Genomic DNA, 18,749 nt, shown 5'->3' with positions numbered 1-18,749 from the left:
GGTCGTCGCCATGGAGCGCCCCCGATGAACTCCCTCTGATCGTGGTCACCGACGATTGCGTTAGCGCCTGGTTGGTCCAGCGGATCTGCTGACGCGCGCCAATATCGACGCAGTTGGGGAAGCATGAGTGGGCGGGGGGCGACTGGATCATGGTCCACAACTGGTCCACAACCTGCGAGCGTCAACGAGAACGGGCGGGACTCCGTGAGACTGGAGGCCCGCCCGTACCTGCGATGTATGCCCTGGTCAGCGGCCGGAACCGCTGATCAAGATCGAGTGCCCCCTGTAGGATTCGAACCTACGCACCCGGCTCCGGAGGCCGGTGCTCTATCCCCTGAGCTAAGGGGGCTCGACGAGTGAAAGGCTATCAGCATCCCGACACCACTCGGCACAGGATAAAGGTCCTTGAACACATCCAGCGAAAACCGCCCGTGACAACCCCGCTACAGGTTAACTTGGCGCCCGTGGGCGAGGTTCTTGGGAAAGTACTGGTCGTGGATGACGACGAGGTCATCCGGCAGCTCATCGCGGTCAACCTGAACCTGGAGGGGTTCGAGGTCGCGACCGCCACCGATGGGCAGGACTGCCTTGATCGCGTGCTCGACGTCATGCCAGACGTCATCACCCTGGACGTGATGATGCCGTTGCTGGACGGGTGGACGACGGCGCAGAAGTTGCGGACCGAAGAGGCCACCAGTCACATCAAGGTCGTGTTGATCACGGCGCGGGCGCAGGACGATGATAGGCGGCGGGGGCTGGGGATCGGGGTCGACGCTTATCTGACCAAGCCGTTCGATCCGGCCGAGCTGATTCAGGTCGTACGGGATCTGGCGACGGCGGCCGGCAAGGGATAAGGGCGGCCCGAGGCTCCCCCGGATCTGATGGGAGTGGTGGGCGTGGACGGGCGGCTTGAGCGGGCCAAGGAGCTTTATGACCGGGCCGTTTTCGGCGGGGATGTGGCCGGGCTGGAGGCCGCCGATCGGGGGCTCGACGGCGTGGAGGCCGATCTGGCGCTGGCCCGGGGGCGGGTCATGCACGGCCGGTTTCTCGATGGGCAGGGCGAGCAGGACGACGAAGAGCTGAGGCTGTTCGAGAGGGCGGCGGAGCTTTACCGGGTGCTCGGGGATGTCCGGGGTGAGGGTGAGGCGCTGCTCTGGGTGGGGGTCTTCCATCAGGTCGTCCGTGGGGACGAGGCGCCCGCGGCGGAGGCTTTCGAGCGGGCCCATGAGCTGGCGACGCGGGCCGGCGACAGGCTGACCCTCTCGTACGTCCTGCGCCACCTGGGCATCGCCGAGCACATGGCCGGACGGCTGCCGGCGGCGCGCGAACGGCTGGAGGAGTCCGTACGGCTGCGCCGGGAGATCGGGTTCATGGCCGGGGTGGCGGCCAATCTGGTGGGGCTGGCTTATATCGCCGCTGCTGAGGGGCATCGTGAGGCCGCCGTGGCGGTGCTGGACGAGGCCGCTGAGATCGCGGAGGCCGAGGCAGCGGCGGTCGTGCTGGGGTGGGTGGAAGAGGCCCGAGGACAGTTGTAGCCGGCCGCTTCTTTTGGGAAAAGTTTGCGTACGGTGGGCCGTAACGTCCCCTCGAACCCAGGAAGGCTTACCGTGCGTAGCTCTATTTTCGGCAATCTCGAGTCCCAGCAGTTGCCACCCGGCTTCGCGCTCCAGAACGGCAAGATGCTGCGCGTGCAGCTGCCGCACGAAGTCCTGGCCAAGCAGGGCTCCATGGTCGCCTTCCAAGGGAAGATGGACTTCGACTACGAGGGCGGCGGGATCGGCAAGCTGCTCAAGAAGGCCGTGACGGGCGAGGGCGCGCAGCTCATGCGCGTACGCGGCGAAGGGCTGCTCTACCTCGCCGACAACGCCGACGACATTCACCTGTTCTACCTGGAGAACGAGGGCATCACCGTCAACGGGCGCAACCTGCTGGCGTTCCAGCCGCAGCTCACCTGGGACATCCAGCGCGTGCAGGGGGCCGGGATCGCGGCGGGCGGGCTGTTCAACACGACAGTCACCGGGACCGGGTGGGTGGCGGTGACCACGCATGGCACGCCGGTGCTGCTCGACGCCGCCAGCATGCCCACATACGCCGACGGCCAGTCCGCCGTGTGCTGGAGCACCGGGCTGCGTGTCGGCGTCAACCGGACGATGAAGGTGGGGGCGCTGATCGGGCGGGGCAGCGGGGAGGCCATGCAGCTGGCGTTCAGCGGGCAGGGGTTCGTGCTGGTGCAGGCCAGCGAAGGGGCGCCCGTCGTCACCCAGTCCTGAGTCCGACTAGACAGGCAATTAGCTAATTGCCATAATCCCTTTGTGCTGGACGTCGATCTGGTCAAGGCGCTGGCCAATGACAAGCGGCTGCTGATCCTCGATTGGCTGCGCGATCCTGAGCGCCACTTCCCGCCACAGCGTGACGGCGACCTCGTACGTGACGGAGTCTGCTCGCTCTTCATCGCCGAGAAGCTCGGCGTGAGCCAGCCCACCTGCGGCGAGCACCTCAAGGTGCTCGCCAAGGCGGGCCTGATCCGCGGCAAGAGGATCAAGCAGTGGGTGTTCTACCAGCGCGACGAGGACCGGATCGCCGCGGCGAAGGAGTTGTTGAGCAGTGGCTGGTGAGCTGTACGAGCGGCTGATCGCGGAGATGGACGCCGCCGGCGCCCGCTACCGGGTGATCGAGCACGCGCCGGAGGGGCGGACCGACGAGGTCAGCGCCCTGCGTGGGCACGACGTCGCGCAGGCGGCCAAGTGCCTCGTCGTGATGGTCAAGATCGGCAAGAAGCAGACCCGGCACGTGCTGGCCGTGGTGCCCGGTGACGCCCGGCTGGACCTGCAGGCGGTCAAAGCGCTGATGGACGGCACCTACGTGGCCTTCGCCAGCAAGGACAAGGCCGAGGAGCTGGCCGGCAGTGTGAGCGGGACCGTGCTCCCGTTCAGCTACGACCCTCGGCTCGAACTGGTCGCGGACCCGTCGCTGCTCGACCGGCCCGAGCTGTACTTCAACGCCGCCAGGCTCGACCGGTCCGTCGCGCTGGCCACCGACGACTACGTACGGCTGGCCGAGCCGAGGCTGGCTGCCATCACCGCCAACTAACCAGGAGTTGTCCGCGTGATCGCCGGGGCCCGTGGTTCAGTCTCGTCCGACGTCGAAGGGCGGCAACTCAGCCAGGTTCAGAAGGGCTGCCGGCGGGAAGTCCGGCCACGCGCTCGGCGGGTCTTGGTCCAGGTTGCGCAGGTGCTTGTCGATGAAGCGCTGAGCATTGCGCAGAACCCTGACCGCGGTGGCGGCATCGATGGCGCCGTCCTGCAGCGCGTCGGCAAGCTCGTCGAGGTCCAGGACTTCGTAGCGGCGGCTGGCCGGGGGCACGACGATGTCCACGTAGAGGTCGTGGACCACCAGCCGCTTGGGGCCCGTTTCCTCCAGTTCGACCACGTCGATGTACCAACCGCCTTCGAGTGCGTCGACGAAGGTGACCGGCCTGCGGATCTGTATCCCTTCGTCGGCGATCACGAAGCAACGATCGACCGTGGGTCGGCCGGGAACCCGCCACGGGGGAAGGATCTCAACGTCGTAGGCCACGATGTTGTCGCCGGTTCGGACGCCGGAGCACCATTGCCCGGTCCGGTGGTGGACACGTACCTCTTCAAGGGTCACGAATCGCAGTATGACTGCGTCGGGACGTAAGGGGCTGTCCGGGACGGTTGCGCGACTGCTCCGCCGGAACGGCTCGGGCCGTGGCCGCGCGGTATGGCGAACGCGGCCACGCCTTCCTCGGCATGATCGCCCGGAGAGAGCCTAGGAGCAGGTAGGCGTAGGGGTGGTGTTCGTGCCGCTCCACGAGGCGATGAAGCCGAACGTGGTCGAGGCCCCAGGCGCGAGCGAGCCGTTCCAGGCCACGTTGCGCACGGTCACCGCGGACCCGTTCGCGCTCAGCGTGCCGTTCCAGATCTGGCTGATCCGCTGACCGTTCGCGAACGTCCACTGCACCGTCCACGCGCTCATGGCCGAGGCGCCGGTGTTCTTGACGGTGACCTCGCCCTGGAAGCCGTCCTGCCACTGGTTGGAGTTCTTGTACGTCGCCGTGCACCCGCCGCCCGTGGTCGGAGTCACGGTAGGAGTGACAGTGGGCGTGACGGTGGGCGTCGAGGTGGGGATCCCCGTCAGGGCGTTCACCAGGGGCGGGTACCACTTGTCGGACATCTTCTGGTCGCCGGTCGCGTTCGGGTGCACGCCGTCGTAGGTGTCCGTGCTCGTGCTGAACCCCGTCCACTGGTCCACCACCGTGATCGGCGACTGCTGTGTGGTGGTCGCGGCCACCCAGGCGGGGATGGCGTTGTTGAAGTTCACGGCGCGCTGGCCGCAGTCGGCGCAGGTGGACGGGTTCATGGGGATGATCTTGGCGACGAGGATCTTCATGTTGGGGTTGCCGGCCCGCATCTGGTTCACGAGCGTGGTGAACGCGCTGAGGATCGTCGCCGGCGCGATGTTGCTCCACACGTCGTTCGTGCCGAGGTGCATCAGCACGATGTCGGGTTTGGTGGCGGAGAGCCAGCCGGGCAGCTGGTTCTGGTTGGCGATGTTGGTGGCCAGGTAGCCGCCGTGGCCCTCGTTGTCGCCGTCGTACGAGACGCCGCAGCCCTGGGGCGGGAGGGTGCCGACGAAGTCGATGTTGGTGTAGCCGGTGCTCTGGAGCCGGTTCCAGAGCAGGGCCCGCCAGCAGCCCGGGGAGCCGGTGATCGAGTCGCCCAGCGGCATGATCCGGGTGGCGGCGGCACCGCTCGCCTGCGTGGTCGTGACGAATAACACCGCCGCGGCGAATGCCAGCATCGCCGCCAGCAAGGTGCTGGTCCTGCGCATCGTCTGCTCTCCCGTCGTAGCCTGCGCAGATCGTAAGGACGGCTCCCGCGCGGCGGGAAGGCGGCGAGCCACGTACGCGGCGGCGACCTGCGCGAACGCGGGGACTGGCATGTAACTTTCAAACCGGCCCAGTTCACGGCTTTCCAACCGGCCTGCGACTTTCAGACCGGCCCGCGGCTTTCAGGCTCGGTTCCTGCGGACCACGGCGAGCGGGCAGGGGGCGTGGTGGAGCATGGCCTGGCTGATCGAGCCCATGAGCATCCCGGCGAGCTGGCTACGCCCGTGCGTGCCGACCACCAGCAGATCCGCCCCGGCCGCCGCCTCCCGCAGCACCTCGATGGGGTGACCGTGCACGATCTCCGCCACCACCTCCACCCCCGGACGCCGCTCCCGGTGCCCCGCCAGCAGTTCGTCCAGCTCACGCGACCGGTCCCCCGCCCTGCCACGGTCGGCCGGCTCGAACCCGCTCGGATGCGGCCAGGCCCACGCGTGTACGACGTGGAGCTTCGCGCTGCGCAGTTCGGACTCGGCGAACGCGAAGTCGAGCGCCCGCACGCCCCCGGGAGAGCCGTCGACCCCCACCACGATCTCGCCCCGCGGGGTCGAGGGACGAGCGCGTACCAGGACGACGTCCGTGATCGCGTGCGCGGCCACGCCGTACGCGACGGACCCCACCAGCAGCCCGCGCACCCCGCCGACGCCCCGGCTGCCGACGACCAGCAGCTCGGCGTTCTCCGAGGTCTTGACCAGGGCGGAGCGGGGGTCGCCCGGGAGCAGGACGGTCTCCACCACGATTCCCGGCCGCTCCCGCAGGGCGCGGTCCCGCGCGGAGACCAGCACCGATTGCGCGCCCCCGCGCATCCACCGGCTGATCTCGGGGTAGGGGCCGTCGGTTCCCTCGCACACCCACTTCGGAACGGCGTGCGCCACGGTAAGCGGCACGTGTCTCAGCGCCGCCTCCGTGGCGGCCCAGCCGGCGGCGTCGAGCCCGGTTCTCGAACCGTCAACGCCGACGATGATCATGGAACTGACTCCTCAGGCGAAGGCGTAGCACTCCACCTCGGCACGCCGGTACGACAGTCCTTCGGCGACCGAGTCGCGAATGCACTGGCGTTCGGCCTCGCTGAGCTTGAGGGTGCCGCATACGGTCACACCGGAATAGGTGCGACAGTCGAGCGTCTTGTCGAATTTGCCGATGCGGTACATCTCCTTGACCGCCCGACGGCACTTCGCCTTGCCCTGGTCGGCATAGCGGCACTGGGAGATGAGGGTGTCGTACTGCTGCTGACTCACTTCGTGCTTGGCGGTACCGTCCGCAAGGGCCGCGGCGGTCACGCCGTACGTGGCCAAGACCACGAGTCCTGCGACAGCGGCGATCTTTTTCATATTTCCCCTGATGGGGACCATACCGCCCAGGGCCCTCGTCAAACCTCGAACGCGTCCGCCCTCGTGCGATCTCCCGCAGCCGGGGTAGGGCTTCGACTGAAGATTCCTTCGACCTTCTCGGAGGAGGTAGAGATGGGCACATCGGGACTCGGAAAGACGGTCCAGGACGTGATGCACCGCGGAGCGCAGTGCATCGGCGAACACGACAGCCTCCGCACGGCCTCGCAGATGATGCGTGACCTGTCGGTCGGCGCCTTGCCGATCTGCGGGGACGACGACCGGCTCAAAGGGATCATCACCGACCGCGACATCGTGATCAAATGTTGCGCCGAGGGCAAGGACATCGACCGGACCACCGCGAGCGAGCTGGCCCGTGGGCTGGTGTGGGTGGACGCCCGCAGCAGCGTCGAGGAGGCGCTGCAGAAGATGGAGCAGCACCAGATCAAGCGGCTGCCCGTGATCGAGAACCATCGGATCGCAGGCATGGTCACCGAGGCCGACCTGGCAAAGGAGCTGCCGGACAACAAGCTCGCCGAGTTCGTCCACCGCGTCTACGCATCCGCGTGACGCGATCTATCTGATGCGAGGGGGTCCCAAAGCGGGGCCCCCTCACCGTGTGAAAGCAGCGACGGATGTGCAACCTTTCGCCCCACTGGTCGCATTGGTAAGGGGGAGAGGAGAGCACATTGGATCGTCACGACGGCTTCCGCGAGTTCGTGCTCGCCCGCCAGCAGGCGCTGATGCGGACCGCGTACCTGCTCGTGGGAGACGCCCACCTCGCCGAGGACCTGTTGCAGAGCGTCTTGACCAAGATCGTGAAGCACTGGCCCAAGCTGGCCAAGGAGGGCAATCCCGAGGCTTACACCCGCAAAGCGCTGGTCAACCAGTACCTCGCCTGGCGGCGCCGGCCCCGGCCCGAGGTGCTGAGCGCCGAACCGCCCGAGCGAGGCGCCTCCTATGACGACGCCTTGCTCGACCGGATCGTGCTGCGCCAGGCGCTGGCCAAGCTGACCCGCAAGCAGCGGGCGGTGATCGTGCTGCGCTTCTGGGAGGACCTCACCGAGGCGCAGACGGCCGAGGCGCTCGGCTGCTCGATCGGCAACGTCAAGAGCCAGACCCATCATGCCCTCGCCCGTCTGCGCGTGCTCGCGCCCGAACTGGCGGCCCCGTACCTGCAGGAGGTGGTTCGATGACCAGGCTGCGCGAGGCGCTGAGCGGTCTCGCGGAGGAGGCTCCGATGGTGAGCCTGGCCGACGCGGCCATCGCCGGCCACCGGCGCAGGCAGCGCGTCACGCTGGCGGCGGCCACCGTCGCGACGGTCGCGGCGCTGGTGGCGTCGACGGCGGTCGCCGTGGTGGCCTGGCCCCGTGGCGCCTACCCGGCCACCCCGCAGAAGGCGGACATGGTGCCCGACCTGCCCGACGGCAAGGTGGAGGCGATCCAGTACGCGTACGAGGCGCCCTGCGACGTCTCCGAGGACCAGCAGGTCACCAACTGCCGGGTCCAGAAGTGGCGGGTGGTGACCCGGACCGGCACGACGTACCAGGTGCCGCAGGCGCTGGTCAGCACCCGCAAGGGCAGTCGCGTCCCCTTCGCGGTCAGCCGGGACGGGCGCATGCTCGCCTACTACAGCCGCGAGGCCCAGGCCCACGTGGTCCGCGACCTGACGACCGGCGCCGTGACGACCTCCCCCTTCAAGGTGAAGGAGGAGCAGATCCAGATCGGCAGCCAGCTCGTCGTCTCCGACGACGGCCGGTACGTGGGCTTCGATCCGCGCGTGGGGAGCACGAAGGACACCGGGCTGCTGATCGACGTGCGCACCGGCAAGACGGTGCGGGTGCCCGACAAGTTCGAGATCATCAGCATCAAGGGCGGCATCGCCGAGCTGGTCCGCTACCGCAAGACCGACATGTGGCTGATGCCCGTCACCGGCGGCGGCAAGCCGGTGCGCTTCGACGGCACGTTCATCCAGTTCAGCGAGATCGCTCCGGACGGCCGCACGCTGGTCGCCTACGACTTCGACGACCCGAACAGGTCGACGCTCACCGTCCTCGACGCCAAGACCGGGCGGATCGGGCGGAAGGTGCCGATCCGCGGCCTGCCGAAGGGCACCAGCATCGACCGCGCCTCCGTCTGGCAGAGCCCGTCCGAAGTCGTGGTCCTCCTCAGCTCGGGCAAGACGTCCGCCACCTACGCGGTCAACGTCGAAACCAGGAAGACCAGGCGCCTCACCGACCTTCCCGCGCACAAGTACAACCTGGTCCTGCCCGGGACCGCCAGCGGGAAATAGGCGCACGGGGATCAGCGGATCCTGGCGAGGTCGATGATCACGTACTGGTTCCTGAGCGGGTAGGACACCAGGCCGCCGTCGAGGATCCCCGGCTCGACCCCGGTCATCCGGCCCTCGGCGACCTGCCGCAGGCCCAGGTCGCCCTGCTTGCCGGTGGCCAGGTCGAGCAGCACCTGGCCGCCCGCGGCACGAGGCGGGTCGACGGCGATGAACCGGTCGTCGCCCAGCCCGAGCACCGAGGACATGGGCAGGTCCCGTTCGGACGAGCCGTCGCGCAGCCGGTAGAAGCGCGTGCGGTCAGGTCTCATGCCGACGCAGGTCGTCACTCCGCACCTGACGTAGCTCTCCCCCGGCCGGACGACCGCCTTGCTCTCCTGCCCGGTCTCGGCGTTGAGCAGCTCCTGGAAGCTGGGCTCGCGGTTCTGCGTGTACTCGCTCGGGGTCGCCAGCCACGGCCAGCGCAGGATGTGGTGCCGTTCCGCGCCCGCGACGGGGGTCACGCGCCCGCCCCTCAGAGGGAACGTGAAAACTCCGCCTCCGACCAGCGAGAACGCCACCCGGTCGCCGGCCACGACCAGCTGCTCGGCGCGTCCCTTGACCGGGCCGCCGGTGTCGATGGCGGCGGGCTTGCCGCCGGAGACCGGCACCGACCAGAACCGGGTGCGCTCGTTCTGGTCGACCGTCTGCCAGACGATCCGGCCTGCGCCGGCCGCGTAGAAGGAGGCGTGCTCCCGCTTCTCGGAGGGGATGTCCGCGATCTTACGGGTCCGGCCGGTGCCGAGATCGTAGGCGTAAACGGCGTCGGCCCGCTCGTCGCTCTTGGACGTCCACAGGAGCACCGTTCGGTCGTCGATGAAGATCACCGGGCGGAAGTCCGGGAGGCCCGGGAGCCGCCGGGGGATCTTCCAGACCGCGCCGGGCCAGACTTTCTCGACGGAGTCGGGCAGTTTGGCCTGAGCCGGCCGCGGCCCGTCGACGCCGCGGGCCGTCACGCCGACCCCGCCCGCGACGATCACCACGGCGACCGCCGCCACCAGCGCCTGCGTACGCGTCCTGCGGCGCCGGGAACGGGCCGCGATCTGGCCGGGGAAGCCGGTCGGGGCCTGCGGCGCCCCCTCTGCGGCGTGGCCGAGAACCCGGCTCAGGTCGTCTTCCAGGTCCGTGCTCATGGGGCGCTCCTCCTCGCGGGCGTACGGTGGGCGATCGCGGAACGGAGCTTGGCCAGGCCGAGCGACGCGTGGCTGCGCACGGTGCCCTGGGAGATGCCGAGGACGCCGGCGATCTCCGCGTCGGCGAGCTGCTCGTAGAAACGCAGGACGAGGACGGCGCGCTGCTTGCGCGGCAGCCCTTCGAGCGCCTGCCAGAGCTCCTGGTCGGCGTCGGAGGGCAGCACGTCCTCGATCGGCGTCTCCGGGAGGGCCCAGGCGAGCTGCTCGCGACGGCGGCGGCGCCAGGCGCTGATGTGCAGCCTGGCCATGATCGCCTTGGTGTAGCGCTCCGGGTCCTCCTTCCTGCGCACGCGCGGCCACGCCCGGTGCAGCCTGACCAGCGCCTCCTGCGCCAGATCCGCCGCGTCGTGCGGATTGCCGCTCAGGGCGTAGCCGTAGCGCAGCAGCGCGTTGGCGCGTTCGGCGACGAACTCCGCGAACCGGGGGTCGTCTTCCAATTACCATCGCCTTTCCGTGATCCGTCTCCCCTCAGACGGACCTGGCGCTGGATTTGTTGAATGGAGGGGGATCCGCCTCCGTCAGATGCGGTCGGCGGCGATGAGCAGGTACTGGAAGCTGCCGTCCTTGTACGCGTCGAGGAACGCCTGCTCGATCCCCGTCGCCAGGTTGGTCTTGGCGCGCAGCTCCCAGTAGGGGATGGTGGCGGCGGTGAGGTCGATGACGTTGATGGGGACGAGCCGGTTGGCCGCCATCTCCCTGAAGTAGGTGCTGCGGGGGTGGATGTCGCAGATGTAGTGGGCGTTGATCTGGCTGACGGCACGCGAGGGCAGGCCGTAGGCGTCGTTGTAGCAGCCGGTGATGCACACGTACCGGCCGCCGCGGTTCAGCAGGCGGGAGTGGGCGGCGAACAGCAGCGAGAGCTCGACGTACATCGTGCTCTCGTTGTTCCAGATGGCTTGGAACGATCCAGGCTCGAAGCCGGTGTCGAGCATGTTGCGGAAATGGAAGCGCACCTTGTCGGACACGCCGCGCTTCTCGGCCTGTTCGTTGGCGAAGGCCACCTGCGACTCGGAAATGGACACGCCGTCGACCTGGCAGCCGTACCTGCGGTTGACCAGGAGGCTGGAGCCGCCACGGCCGCAGCCGGCGTCCATGGCCCGGTGCTCGGGCCGCAGGGCGCCGAGCTGGCCGATGAGGAGGTCGGCCTGCGCGTGCTCGAGCCGGTGCAGCTCCTCGATGATGCGTTTCTCGCGGGTGTCCTCGGGGCCTTCCAGCACCGACCAGTCCACTTCGCCGATGCCATAGTGGTGGTGGTAGATCCCGTCGACCTCGCCGAGGCGGAGGTTGACCGGGTTCTTCTCCGTGTTCCAATAGTCGGCGACGGAGTGCTGGTAGTAGGTGCTGAGGACGGGGCTGACCGTCATCGGCAGGGCTCCTTTCTCTAGGACTTGTAGCGGCTGGTGGTGTCGTGCCAGTCGACGCACCCGGCCATCCATCCCTGCGCCCCGCGCAGGAACCGCTTCAGCTCGATGGACGGTACGGCGTCGAGCGCTAGCCGGCTGGCCTCGAACCCTCTGACGAAGTCGTTGTGCATGGACACGGCGCGTTCGGTCGCCTCGCGGATCGAGCAACCCTCCTCGGCCGCGATCAGCAGGATCACGTTGGAGTCGGGCAGCTCGTCGGCCGCCTCCTTGGCGGCGGAGTGCAGGTCGTTGACGAGGACGCTGGCGGTGCCCGCCTGCATGAGCGCAGTGTGGAACCTCCTGTCGGAGAAGAGATTGGCGGGCAGTTCGTACGCGCCCACGATGTCGATCAGCGTCATGGACGTGTAGAAGCTGTCGTGCTGCCGGGCCGCGAGGTAGCGCCACACGGGCGGCGGCGTCTCCAGGTATCGCCAGGCGGCGTAGGCGGCCCAGCTCACGTACATCTGGGAGGTGATGTTGCAGATCCGCATGACCTGCGACGGGGTGGCGTGGCGGGTGATGTGGCTGACGGACGACCTCAGGGAGACCAGGACGGGGTCGGCCTCGATCGCCTCCTCGAGCTGGCGCGTGTAGTCGCCCGCGGGCGGCGGCGGGTCCATGGCCGAGGTCACGAGGGCGAGCCGGGGCGGCAGCTCCGTCGGCGTCGCGCCCAGGTCGGTCTCGTCGGCGTAGTAGTCGTCCGCCGCCCACCAGGCGGCGTTCATCTGGGCCGCGATCAGCAGCAGGTCGGGGTCGTCGGCGTCGGGGTGGGTGAGCATGGCCAGCCGCCCGTACCCGGTCTTGTGGAACACCTCCATGCGCCCCTCGTGCAGGCCGATCCGCTCCGCCCACGCCACCAGCCGCCGGTCCACCTCCTCGCCCAGCGCCTGGTCGTTCCGCACGGTCTCGGGGCAGTAGAGCGGCGGATAGGACCCGTCGCCCCACTGCCGCTCCCGGTAGGGCAGCGGGGCGAGACTGTGGCGGTACGCGGCGCCGCGCGCCGCCTGCGCGGGGTCCACCGGAGCGGGCCTGGGAGGCTCGTGCCCGTCCCTCGCGTCGGGCCGTGGCACGGGAAGACGGTCGAAGATCGGGAGGCGCAGCGCGGAGGTGCCCAGACCGGTGGGACCTGCTGCGATCTCGGGCATGACACGCCCCTTCCTTGAGTCGAGCCGGGGTCGAGCGGTCAGGAACGGGGAGTCGCGATGTCGACGTTCTCGAGGATGCCGATCGCGTCGGGCACCAGGATCGCCACCGAGTAGTAGGCGCTGACCAGGTAGGACATCACGGCCTGGGAGTTGATGCCCATGAACCGGGCGTTCAGCCCCGGCTCGTGCTCCTCCGGGATGCCGGTCTGGTAGAGGCCGACGACGCCCTGGTCGTCCTCCCCCGTGCGCAGGGCCAGGATCGAGGTGGTCTGGTGCTCGGAGATCGGGATCTTGCCGCACGGGAAGATCGGGATGCCGCGCCAGGCCGGGATCTCGTGGCCGTCCACGTCCGCGCTGCCCGGCACCAGCCCGCGCTTGTTGCACTCCCTGAAGAACGCGGCGATCGCCTTGGGGTGGGCGAGCAGCATCTTCGTCTTGCGGCGCATGCTGATCAGGTCGTCCATGTCGTCGGGAGTCGGCGGGCCCGACCAGGTGCTGATCCGCTGGTCGTACTCCGTGTTGTGCAACAGGCCGAACTCGCGGTTGTTGAGCAGCTCCCACTCCTCGCGCTCGCGGATCTCGTGGACCGTGAGGCGCAGCTGCTGTTCGAGCTGGTTCATCGGGTCGTTGAAGAGGTCGGCCACGCGGGTGTGGACCCGCAGGACGGTCTGGGTGACGCTGAGCTCGTACTCGCGGGGCTGGATGTCGTAGTCGACGAACGTGCCGTCGATGACCGGCTCGCCCACGTGCCCCGACGCGAGCGCGACGGCCGCCTCGCCGCGGCGGTTGACCGGCTTGCGCGTCTCCTCCAGGTAGCGCACGACGTGCTCGCGCAGGGCGGGGGTGTCGCCGAGCAGCTGCTGGATCTCGTGCCGCGGCGACGCCAGGATCGTGCCGGAGCTGGCGGCCCTGACGGTGAACGGCCACAGGGGCCCCTCCTGCACGAGCGCGTCGTCGCCCAGGTGCTGACCGTCGGTGATGACGCCGAGGACCTGCGGGTCGCCGTACTTGCCGGCGGCCACGCGTTCGAGCCGGCCGTGGGCGATCACGTACGTCTCGGTGATCGGCGTGCCGGCCTGGGCGATGACCTCCCCCGCCTGGAACTCCCGCGGCGCGAACGTCGTGGCGATCGCCGCCAGCGCGTCGAGGTCGTCGACGCCGCGCAGCAGGGGGAGCTCCTGGAGCGTCTGCGGGACGATCCGCACGTCGTCCGCCCCGTTGAGCACCACGCTCACCCGGCCACGCCCGAGGTGGTGCGTCAGCCGGCGGTTGACCCGGTACGTTCCGCCGCGCACGTCGACCCAGGGCAGTCGGCGAAGGAGCCAGCGGGAGGTGATCGCCTGCATCTGCGGGCGCGTCTTGGTGGTGGTGGCCAAGTTTCGCGCGGCCCGAGTGTCCAGGCTCAACCGGGGCTCCGTCGTCATTTTCCCTCGCAATCGCTTGGCGGGTCTCCACTGAACGTAGTCAGCCCACCACACTACGTAGAGTGTCCTGATGGCTACGTACTGCTTACCCGCGGACGATCTAGCGGCGGCGCGCGCGGCCCAGGAGCCACAGCAGCAGGGGCGCCCCCAGCACGCCGGTGACCACGCCGACCGGCAGCTCCACGTCCGGGATCAGCAGCCGCGCGACGACGTCGGCGGCCAGCACGATGAACGCCCCGGCGAGCCCGGAGGCCAGCGGCGGCGGCCAGGCGGTGCGGGCCAGCCGCTGCGCGATCTGCGGCGCGGCCAGCGCCACGAACGCGACGGGACCGGCCGCCGCGGTGCCGGACGCGACCAGGGCCACGCCGGTCAGCAGCAGCGTCAGCCGCGCCGCCTGCACCGGGGCCCCGAGCACGACGGCCACCTCGTCACCGAGCTGCAGCACCCGCGTCCAGCGGCCGAGCAGGAGCGCGGCGGGCACGAGGACGGCCAGGGCGAGCGCGAGCGGCGTCACGTGGCTCCACTCGCGTGCGTTCAGGTTGCCGAACAGCCAGCCCAGCGCCTGCTGCGCCTGGAAGTCCCCGGTGGTGACCATGAGGTATTCGGTGGCGCTCGTGCACATCCACGAGACGCCCACCCCGACGAGCACGATCCGGTAGCCGCTCGCGCCGCGCCGCCAGGCCAGCAGGTACGTCAGCAGCGCCACGACCACCGCGCCCGCGAAGCCCAGCACCTGGGTTCCCCCGACGCCCATGACGATCCCCGCGACGACGGCCAGCCCCGCCCCCTGCGTGACGCCGATCATGTCGGGGCTGGCGAGCGGGTTGCGCGTCATCGTCTGGAACAGCGCGCCCGACACGCCGAAGGCCACGCCCGCCAGCAGCCCGGTCAGCGCCCTGGGCAGGCGCAGCTCGCCCACGACGAACACGGTGCCCTGGTCGCCCGCGCCGAAGAGCGCCTGGACCACCTCGCCGAGCCCGAGCGGGACCTCGCCGAGCCCGACGCCCAGACAGAAGGCCAGGAACGCGGCCGCGGCCAGCGCCAGGCAGACCACGATGACGCGCGGGCGCAGCACCCCGGAGACGGGCGGCACGGACAATCTGAAGGTCAGCTGGGTCATAGCTCCGCCAGGTGCCTACGGCGGGCCAGGACGACGAAGAACGGGCCGCCGATGAACGCCACCAGCAGCCCGGCCTGCACCTCGATCGGCGGCGCCAGCACCCGGCCCACGACGTCGGCCGCGATCAGCAGGCAGGGCCCGAGCAGCGCGGCCAGCGGCAGCAGCAGCCGGTGGTCGGTCTCGGAACCGCCGCGTCTGGCGACGAGCCGGCCCAGATGCGGCACGACGAGCCCGACGAAGACCACGGGCCCGATGGCCGCCACGGCGGCCCCGGTGAGCAGCATCACGGCCGCCGCCGCCCGCGCCCTGACCAGGCCCACCCTGCGGCCGAGCCCTCTGGCCACGTCGTCGCCGAGCGCGAGGCTGTTGAGCGCGGGCCCGCAGGCCAGGGCGAGCGCCGTCCCGGCGAGCACGAAGGGCAGGAGCTGCGGCAGCACGTCCGGGCCCGTGCCCGACAGCGACCCCGCCGACCAGAACCGGTAGCGGCTCAGCGACTCCGGGTCCACGAGCACGAACGCGCTGGTCACCGAGCTCAGCAGGAACGTCACCGCGACCCCGGCGAGGGCCAGCTTGACCGGTGTGGTCCCGTCGCGCCCCAGCCCGGCCAGCGCGTAGACGAGGACGCTCGCGACCAGCGCCCCCGCGAAGGCGAACCAGACGAATCCGGCGAGCGCCGAGATGCCCAGCACACCGATGGACACGACGACCGCGAACGCGGCCCCCGCGCTGACGCCGAGCACGCCCGGGTCCGCGAGCGGGTTGCGGGTCAGCGCCTGCATGAGGGCGCCCGACAGGCCGAGCGCCGCCCCCGCCAGCACGCCGACCAGCGTGCGCGGCACCCGTACGGACCAGATCACGTCGAGGACGTCGCGGTCGGTCACCGTTCCGGCCAGGGCGCCCAGCACCTGGTCGGGCGGGATCTGGCGGGCGCCCAGCGAGAGCGACAGCAGACAGAACAGGACAAGTGCCCCGGCCGCCAGCGCGAGGGGTCTCACGCCTTGGTCGCCGGGTCGCCGTCGGCGGCCGCGACGAGCCGGGGCACCAGGTGGTCGAGCACGTACGGCAGGCTCAGCACGGTGACGAAGGAGACGGCGTTGCCCTGGTCGGTGTTCTCCTGCAGGAAGACCTCCCGGCCCTCCTTCACCACGCCGAGCCCCTTGTAGACGCTGTCGGCGTGCAGCGTGCCCTGGTCCTTGGCGACGTCGGCGGAGCTCCAGACGATCACGCCGGTGTCGACGAGGTCGAGGCGCTCGCGGCTGATGTTCGCGCCGAACTTGTCGCCGATCGCCTGGTCGAGGCCGTCGGGCAGCTTGAACCCGAGGGAGGCGAGCATGCGGGAGCGCGGGTCCTGGCTGCCGAAGACGAAGTAGCCCTCGTAGACGGTGGCCATCAGCGCGGTCTGGCCCTGGAACTCCGGATGTTCCGTGCGCGCCTTCGCGAACCGGTCCTCGACCTGCTTGACGAGCTGGTCCGCCTCGGCGGCGCGGCCGACGGCGATGCCGACCTTCCTGGTGAGCTCCTGCCAGGGGATGCCGTAGTCGATGTACTCCTTGGGCTGGGCCACGGTCGGCGCGATCTTCGACAGCGTCGCGTACTGCTCCTGGGTGAGGCCCGAGTAGAGCGCCAGGATCAGGTCGGGCTTGAGCGCCGCGATCTTCTCGAACTGAGGGCCGCTGCCGGTGTCCTTGAGCACCCGCGGGAGGGCCGCCGTACCCAGCTTGTCCTTGGCCCAGGGGCCGATCGCGCCCGGGTAGTCGCCGATCCACGTCGTGGTCGCGACCGGGGTCACGCCCAGGGCCAGCAGGGTGTCCTGTTCGAGCAGACCGACGGTGACGACGCGCTTGGGCGCGGCGGGGATGGTGGTCTCGCCGTACTTGTGCGCCATCTTGACAGCGGCGGCGGCAGCGGACGCGGACGCGGAGGACGACGACGCGGGGGCGGCGGGGGCCGTCGAGCCGCAGCCCGCGAGGGTGATCAGGGCGAGTGCCACGAGGGCGAGTGCGCGGGTCATGGAAGGTTCCTCACTCGTTGTGCTCTGCTCGGCCCTGACGCCAGTAGCCCATGAAGGCCACCGCGCGCCGGTCCATGCCACGCTCGGCGACCAGATATCGCCGCAGGTTCCTGATCACCGCCGCCTCGCCGGCCAGCCAGGCGTACAGCGGCTCCTTGCTCCCCTCCTCCGGCACCTCCCACAGCTCGTCCACATCGACGTCCACGTCGTCGAACGTGTCCGGCACCGGCAGCGGCGGCAGCAGTCGCCCGGCGGCCGAGCGCAGGGCCGGCTCCAGCAGGGCGCCGCGCCCGGCGCCGTTCCTGGCCAGCCACTCGATCTTCACCTGGCTGGCCGTGTGGATGTCCAGGAAGTCCTGCTCGCAGGGCACCTCCATGAGCGCCGTGCCCGCGAAGCCGTCGGGGAGCCGTTCGAGGATGGAGCAGATCGCGGGGACCGCCGTCTCGTCGCCGGCGATCAGCACCGTAGTGGTGCCGTCCGGCGGCTGGAAGACCACGTTCCCGTGCGGTTCGGGGTGCCGCGCGTCGCCGCCGAACAGCACCGCCACGTCGTCGGGCCGCACCGCCTCCGCCCACTGCGCGACCGGCCCGTCGCCGCCCGGGTGCATGACCACGTCGACGTCCACCTCGCGCTCGTCCGGCCTGACCAGCCTGGCCGTGTACGTGCGGATGGGGTTGCGCTTGCCGTCCTCCAGCGCGCGCCATCGCGGGAACCAGTCGGGGCCGTAGGGCAGGTGGGCGAGGCCGTGGTCGGCGAGGGGGAGGATGAGCTTGATCCGCTGGTCGTATCCGTTGTCGGCGAATAAGCCCAGGTCGTCACCCGTGAAGGTCACCCGGAGGAACGATGGGCTCAACCGTTCCAATCTGGCCACGCGCACGTCGAACATGCGATAGGGCTCCACCAACGCCAGCCTCCCGCCACTACCTTTAGGTGAGGCTAACCTAACTCATCACGATCGCGAGCGCCACGCCCGCCCGCGTCCCCGGTCAGCGGCGCAGGAACCGGCGCAGGTGAGCGAGCAGGGCCTCGGGGCGTTCCTCGGCGATGAAGTGCCCGCACTCGGGGATCTCGGCCGCCGTGACGTCGTCCGCGTAGGCCCGCCAGATCTCCTCCGACGGCATCCGCGCGGGCAGTCCCGCCGACCCCCACAGGGCCAGCACGGGCATGGTCAGGCGGCGGCCCGCGGCGGCGTCCTCGTCGTCGAGCGCGAGGTCGCGCTCGTGCGCCCGGTAGTCGTCGAACCCGGCGCGCAGAGCCCCCGGCCGGCTGAACGCCCGGACGTAGACGTCGACCGCCTCGGCGGGCAGCCCGTGCCGGTTGTACGTCCAGCGCTCGAAGAAGTACTCCAGATAGCCCCGGACGTCCTGCCCCACCAGGCGCTCGGGCAGGTCGGGCTGCAGGTGGAAGAGCCAGTGCCAGTAGCCCGCGGCCACGGACGCGTCCAGGCGGCGGAACATCTCGCGCGTGGGGACGATGTCCAGCATCGCGACCTTGGCGACCTGGTCGGGACGGTCGAGCCCCCAGCGGTGGGCCACCCGGGCGCCGCGATCGTGCCCGACGACCGCGGCCCGCCCGAAGCCGAGCCCGTCCACCAGCTCCGCCATGTCCGCGGCCATCCGCCGCTTGTCGTAGCCGGCGACCGGCTTGTCGCTCAGCCCGTATCCGCGCAGGTCGGGCGCCACCACCGTGAACTCGGCCGCCAGCGGCTCGACGAGGTGCCGCCAGCAGTGACCGGTCTGCGGCCAGCCGTGCAGCAGCACCACCAGCGGCCCGTCACCGGCCCGCGTGTAGTGCAACCGGATGCCGTCCACCTGCGCAACGCCCGTCGTCTCCATGGCGTCAGTAGATCATGGGACGATCCCGTGACCCCACAAAGCACGAAAAATA

22 protein-coding genes and 1 tRNA gene are annotated in these 18,749 nt (G+C 70.0%); 8 read left to right on the top strand and 15 right to left on the bottom strand.

All coding sequences use genetic code 11. The features are described 5' to 3' along the window. Positions 1–277: 277 nt before the first annotated feature. Positions 278–349 (bottom strand) — tRNA-Arg (locus ABZS69_RS14975). Between the two features lie 115 nt (positions 350–464). Between ABZS69_RS14975 and ABZS69_RS14970 the strand changes: the two genes are divergently transcribed. From ABZS69_RS14970 to ABZS69_RS14950, 5 genes are all read left to right on the top strand, one after another. Continuing rightward, positions 465–854, top strand: coding sequence for a response regulator (locus tag ABZS69_RS14970; protein ID WP_355371641.1), 390 nt, complete (start codon positions 465–467; stop codon positions 852–854). 42 nt (positions 855–896) lie between these two features. Further along, on the top strand, positions 897–1,535 hold the full coding sequence (locus tag ABZS69_RS14965) for a tetratricopeptide repeat protein (protein WP_355371495.1): 639 nt from the start codon (positions 897–899) through the stop codon (positions 1,533–1,535). A gap of 72 nt (positions 1,536–1,607) precedes the next feature. Beyond that, entirely contained in the window at positions 1,608–2,270 is a 663-nt protein-coding gene (locus ABZS69_RS14960; protein ID WP_355371493.1) for an AIM24 family protein, read from the top strand. Positions 2,271–2,312: 42 nt separating this feature from the next. Continuing rightward, positions 2,313–2,615, top strand: coding sequence for a winged helix-turn-helix domain-containing protein (locus tag ABZS69_RS14955; RefSeq protein WP_355371490.1), 303 nt, complete (start codon positions 2,313–2,315; stop codon positions 2,613–2,615). Further along, positions 2,605–3,090 (top strand): YbaK/prolyl-tRNA synthetase associated domain-containing protein, encoded by a 486-nt coding sequence (locus ABZS69_RS14950; protein WP_355371488.1) that lies wholly within the window; start codon positions 2,605–2,607, stop codon positions 3,088–3,090. The genes ABZS69_RS14955 and ABZS69_RS14950 overlap by 11 nt, the downstream gene beginning before the upstream one ends. A gap of 36 nt (positions 3,091–3,126) precedes the next feature. On the opposite strand, the gene ABZS69_RS14945 is transcribed toward ABZS69_RS14950, so the two are convergent. The 4 genes from ABZS69_RS14945 to ABZS69_RS14930 form a co-directional block, all read right to left on the bottom strand. Next, positions 3,127–3,651: a DUF402 domain-containing protein gene (locus ABZS69_RS14945; protein WP_355371486.1), complete on the bottom strand. Its 525-nt coding sequence runs from the start codon at positions 3,649–3,651 to the stop codon at positions 3,127–3,129. A gap of 141 nt (positions 3,652–3,792) precedes the next feature. After that, positions 3,793–4,965 (bottom strand): cellulose binding domain-containing protein, encoded by a 1,173-nt coding sequence (locus ABZS69_RS14940; RefSeq protein ID WP_355371483.1) that lies wholly within the window; start codon positions 4,963–4,965, stop codon positions 3,793–3,795. A gap of 69 nt (positions 4,966–5,034) precedes the next feature. Next, the gene (locus ABZS69_RS14935; protein ID WP_355371481.1) at positions 5,035–5,877 is read right to left on the bottom strand and encodes a universal stress protein; all 843 of its coding nucleotides are present in this window, start codon (positions 5,875–5,877) and stop codon (positions 5,035–5,037) included. Positions 5,878–5,889: 12 nt separating this feature from the next. Next, complete coding sequence (locus ABZS69_RS14930; protein ID WP_355371479.1) at positions 5,890–6,240, bottom strand: hypothetical protein; 351 nt, start codon at positions 6,238–6,240, stop codon at positions 5,890–5,892. Between the two features lie 132 nt (positions 6,241–6,372). On the opposite strand from ABZS69_RS14930, the gene ABZS69_RS14925 reads away from it, so the two are divergent. The 3 genes from ABZS69_RS14925 to ABZS69_RS14915 all read left to right on the top strand — a co-directional run bounded on the left by ABZS69_RS14925 (position 6,373) and on the right by ABZS69_RS14915 (position 8,530). After that, positions 6,373–6,807, top strand: coding sequence for a CBS domain-containing protein (locus ABZS69_RS14925; protein ID WP_355371477.1), 435 nt, complete (start codon positions 6,373–6,375; stop codon positions 6,805–6,807). 119 nt (positions 6,808–6,926) lie between these two features. Further along, entirely contained in the window at positions 6,927–7,433 is a 507-nt protein-coding gene (locus ABZS69_RS14920; RefSeq protein ID WP_355371474.1) for a SigE family RNA polymerase sigma factor, read from the top strand. Continuing rightward, positions 7,430–8,530: a hypothetical protein gene (locus ABZS69_RS14915; protein WP_355371472.1), complete on the top strand. Its 1,101-nt coding sequence runs from the start codon at positions 7,430–7,432 to the stop codon at positions 8,528–8,530. Before ABZS69_RS14920 ends, ABZS69_RS14915 begins: the two co-directional genes overlap by 4 nt. Before the next feature lie 11 nt (positions 8,531–8,541). Here ABZS69_RS14915 and ABZS69_RS14910 read toward each other — a convergent pair whose 3' ends face one another. From ABZS69_RS14910 to ABZS69_RS14865, 10 genes are all read right to left on the bottom strand, one after another. Then, the gene (locus tag ABZS69_RS14910; protein ID WP_355371470.1) at positions 8,542–9,699 is read right to left on the bottom strand and encodes a hypothetical protein; all 1,158 of its coding nucleotides are present in this window, start codon (positions 9,697–9,699) and stop codon (positions 8,542–8,544) included. Further along, positions 9,696–10,196 carry a SigE family RNA polymerase sigma factor gene (locus ABZS69_RS14905; protein ID WP_355371468.1) on the bottom strand — a complete coding sequence of 167 codons (501 nt, stop codon included), beginning with the start codon at positions 10,194–10,196 and terminating at the stop codon, positions 9,696–9,698. Before ABZS69_RS14905 ends, ABZS69_RS14910 begins: the two co-directional genes overlap by 4 nt. Before the next feature lie 81 nt (positions 10,197–10,277). Further along, a complete protein-coding gene (locus ABZS69_RS14900) occupies positions 10,278–11,123 on the bottom strand; it encodes a geranyl diphosphate 2-C-methyltransferase (protein WP_355371466.1) in 846 nt (281 codons plus the stop codon). Between the two features lie 17 nt (positions 11,124–11,140). Continuing rightward, positions 11,141–12,307 carry a family 2 encapsulin nanocompartment cargo protein terpene cyclase gene (locus tag ABZS69_RS14895; protein ID WP_355371463.1) on the bottom strand — a complete coding sequence of 389 codons (1,167 nt, stop codon included), beginning with the start codon at positions 12,305–12,307 and terminating at the stop codon, positions 11,141–11,143. A 38-nt stretch (positions 12,308–12,345) separates the two neighbouring features. Next, positions 12,346–13,731 (bottom strand): family 2B encapsulin nanocompartment shell protein, encoded by a 1,386-nt coding sequence (locus ABZS69_RS14890; protein ID WP_355371460.1) that lies wholly within the window; start codon positions 13,729–13,731, stop codon positions 12,346–12,348. A gap of 100 nt (positions 13,732–13,831) precedes the next feature. Beyond that, positions 13,832–14,851, bottom strand: coding sequence for an iron chelate uptake ABC transporter family permease subunit (locus ABZS69_RS14885; RefSeq protein WP_355371457.1), 1,020 nt, complete (start codon positions 14,849–14,851; stop codon positions 13,832–13,834). Beyond that, positions 14,848–15,846, bottom strand: coding sequence for an iron ABC transporter permease (locus ABZS69_RS14880; RefSeq protein WP_355371454.1), 999 nt, complete (start codon positions 15,844–15,846; stop codon positions 14,848–14,850). The genes ABZS69_RS14885 and ABZS69_RS14880 overlap by 4 nt, the downstream gene beginning before the upstream one ends. Beyond that, positions 15,843–16,862, bottom strand: coding sequence for an iron-siderophore ABC transporter substrate-binding protein (locus ABZS69_RS14875; protein ID WP_355371451.1), 1,020 nt, complete (start codon positions 16,860–16,862; stop codon positions 15,843–15,845). The genes ABZS69_RS14880 and ABZS69_RS14875 overlap by 4 nt, the downstream gene beginning before the upstream one ends. Positions 16,863–16,872: 10 nt before the next feature. Next, positions 16,873–17,748, bottom strand: coding sequence for a siderophore-interacting protein (locus ABZS69_RS14870; protein ID WP_355371448.1), 876 nt, complete (start codon positions 17,746–17,748; stop codon positions 16,873–16,875). Positions 17,749–17,848: 100 nt separating this feature from the next. Further along, the gene (locus ABZS69_RS14865) at positions 17,849–18,697 is read right to left on the bottom strand and encodes an alpha/beta hydrolase (RefSeq protein WP_355371445.1); all 849 of its coding nucleotides are present in this window, start codon (positions 18,695–18,697) and stop codon (positions 17,849–17,851) included. Positions 18,698–18,749 lie beyond the last annotated feature (52 nt).

Source organism: Nonomuraea sp. NPDC005650 (assembly GCF_040605375.1).
In the GTDB taxonomy this organism is placed as follows: domain Bacteria; phylum Actinomycetota; class Actinomycetes; order Streptosporangiales; family Streptosporangiaceae; genus Nonomuraea.
This window is presented reverse-complemented; position numbering and strand designations above follow the sequence as displayed.

What these genes read in the sequence shown, in the direction of transcription:
- ABZS69_RS14910 (WP_355371470.1), bottom strand. Translation starts at nt 9,699, where the DNA reads ATGAGCACGGACCTGGAAGACGACCTGAGCCGGGTTCTCGGCCACGCC.
- ABZS69_RS14925 (WP_355371477.1), top strand. Translation starts at nt 6,373, where the DNA reads ATGGGCACATCGGGACTCGGAAAGACGGTCCAGGACGTGATGCACCGC.
- ABZS69_RS14875 (WP_355371451.1), bottom strand. Translation starts at nt 16,862, where the DNA reads ATGACCCGCGCACTCGCCCTCGTGGCACTCGCCCTGATCACCCTCGCG.
- ABZS69_RS14940 (WP_355371483.1), bottom strand. Translation starts at nt 4,965, where the DNA reads ATGCCAGTCCCCGCGTTCGCGCAGGTCGCCGCCGCGTACGTGGCTCGC.
- ABZS69_RS14890 (WP_355371460.1), bottom strand. Translation starts at nt 13,731, where the DNA reads ATGACGACGGAGCCCCGGTTGAGCCTGGACACTCGGGCCGCGCGAAAC.
- ABZS69_RS14870 (WP_355371448.1), bottom strand. Translation starts at nt 17,748, where the DNA reads ATGTTCGACGTGCGCGTGGCCAGATTGGAACGGTTGAGCCCATCGTTC.
- ABZS69_RS14930 (WP_355371479.1), bottom strand. Translation starts at nt 6,240, where the DNA reads ATGAAAAAGATCGCCGCTGTCGCAGGACTCGTGGTCTTGGCCACGTAC.
- ABZS69_RS14885 (WP_355371457.1), bottom strand. Translation starts at nt 14,851, where the DNA reads ATGACCCAGCTGACCTTCAGATTGTCCGTGCCGCCCGTCTCCGGGGTG.
- ABZS69_RS14935 (WP_355371481.1), bottom strand. Translation starts at nt 5,877, where the DNA reads ATGATCATCGTCGGCGTTGACGGTTCGAGAACCGGGCTCGACGCCGCC.
- ABZS69_RS14895 (WP_355371463.1), bottom strand. Translation starts at nt 12,307, where the DNA reads ATGCCCGAGATCGCAGCAGGTCCCACCGGTCTGGGCACCTCCGCGCTG.
- ABZS69_RS14900 (WP_355371466.1), bottom strand. Translation starts at nt 11,123, where the DNA reads ATGACGGTCAGCCCCGTCCTCAGCACCTACTACCAGCACTCCGTCGCC.
- ABZS69_RS14915 (WP_355371472.1), top strand. Translation starts at nt 7,430, where the DNA reads ATGACCAGGCTGCGCGAGGCGCTGAGCGGTCTCGCGGAGGAGGCTCCG.
- ABZS69_RS14865 (WP_355371445.1), bottom strand. Translation starts at nt 18,697, where the DNA reads ATGGAGACGACGGGCGTTGCGCAGGTGGACGGCATCCGGTTGCACTAC.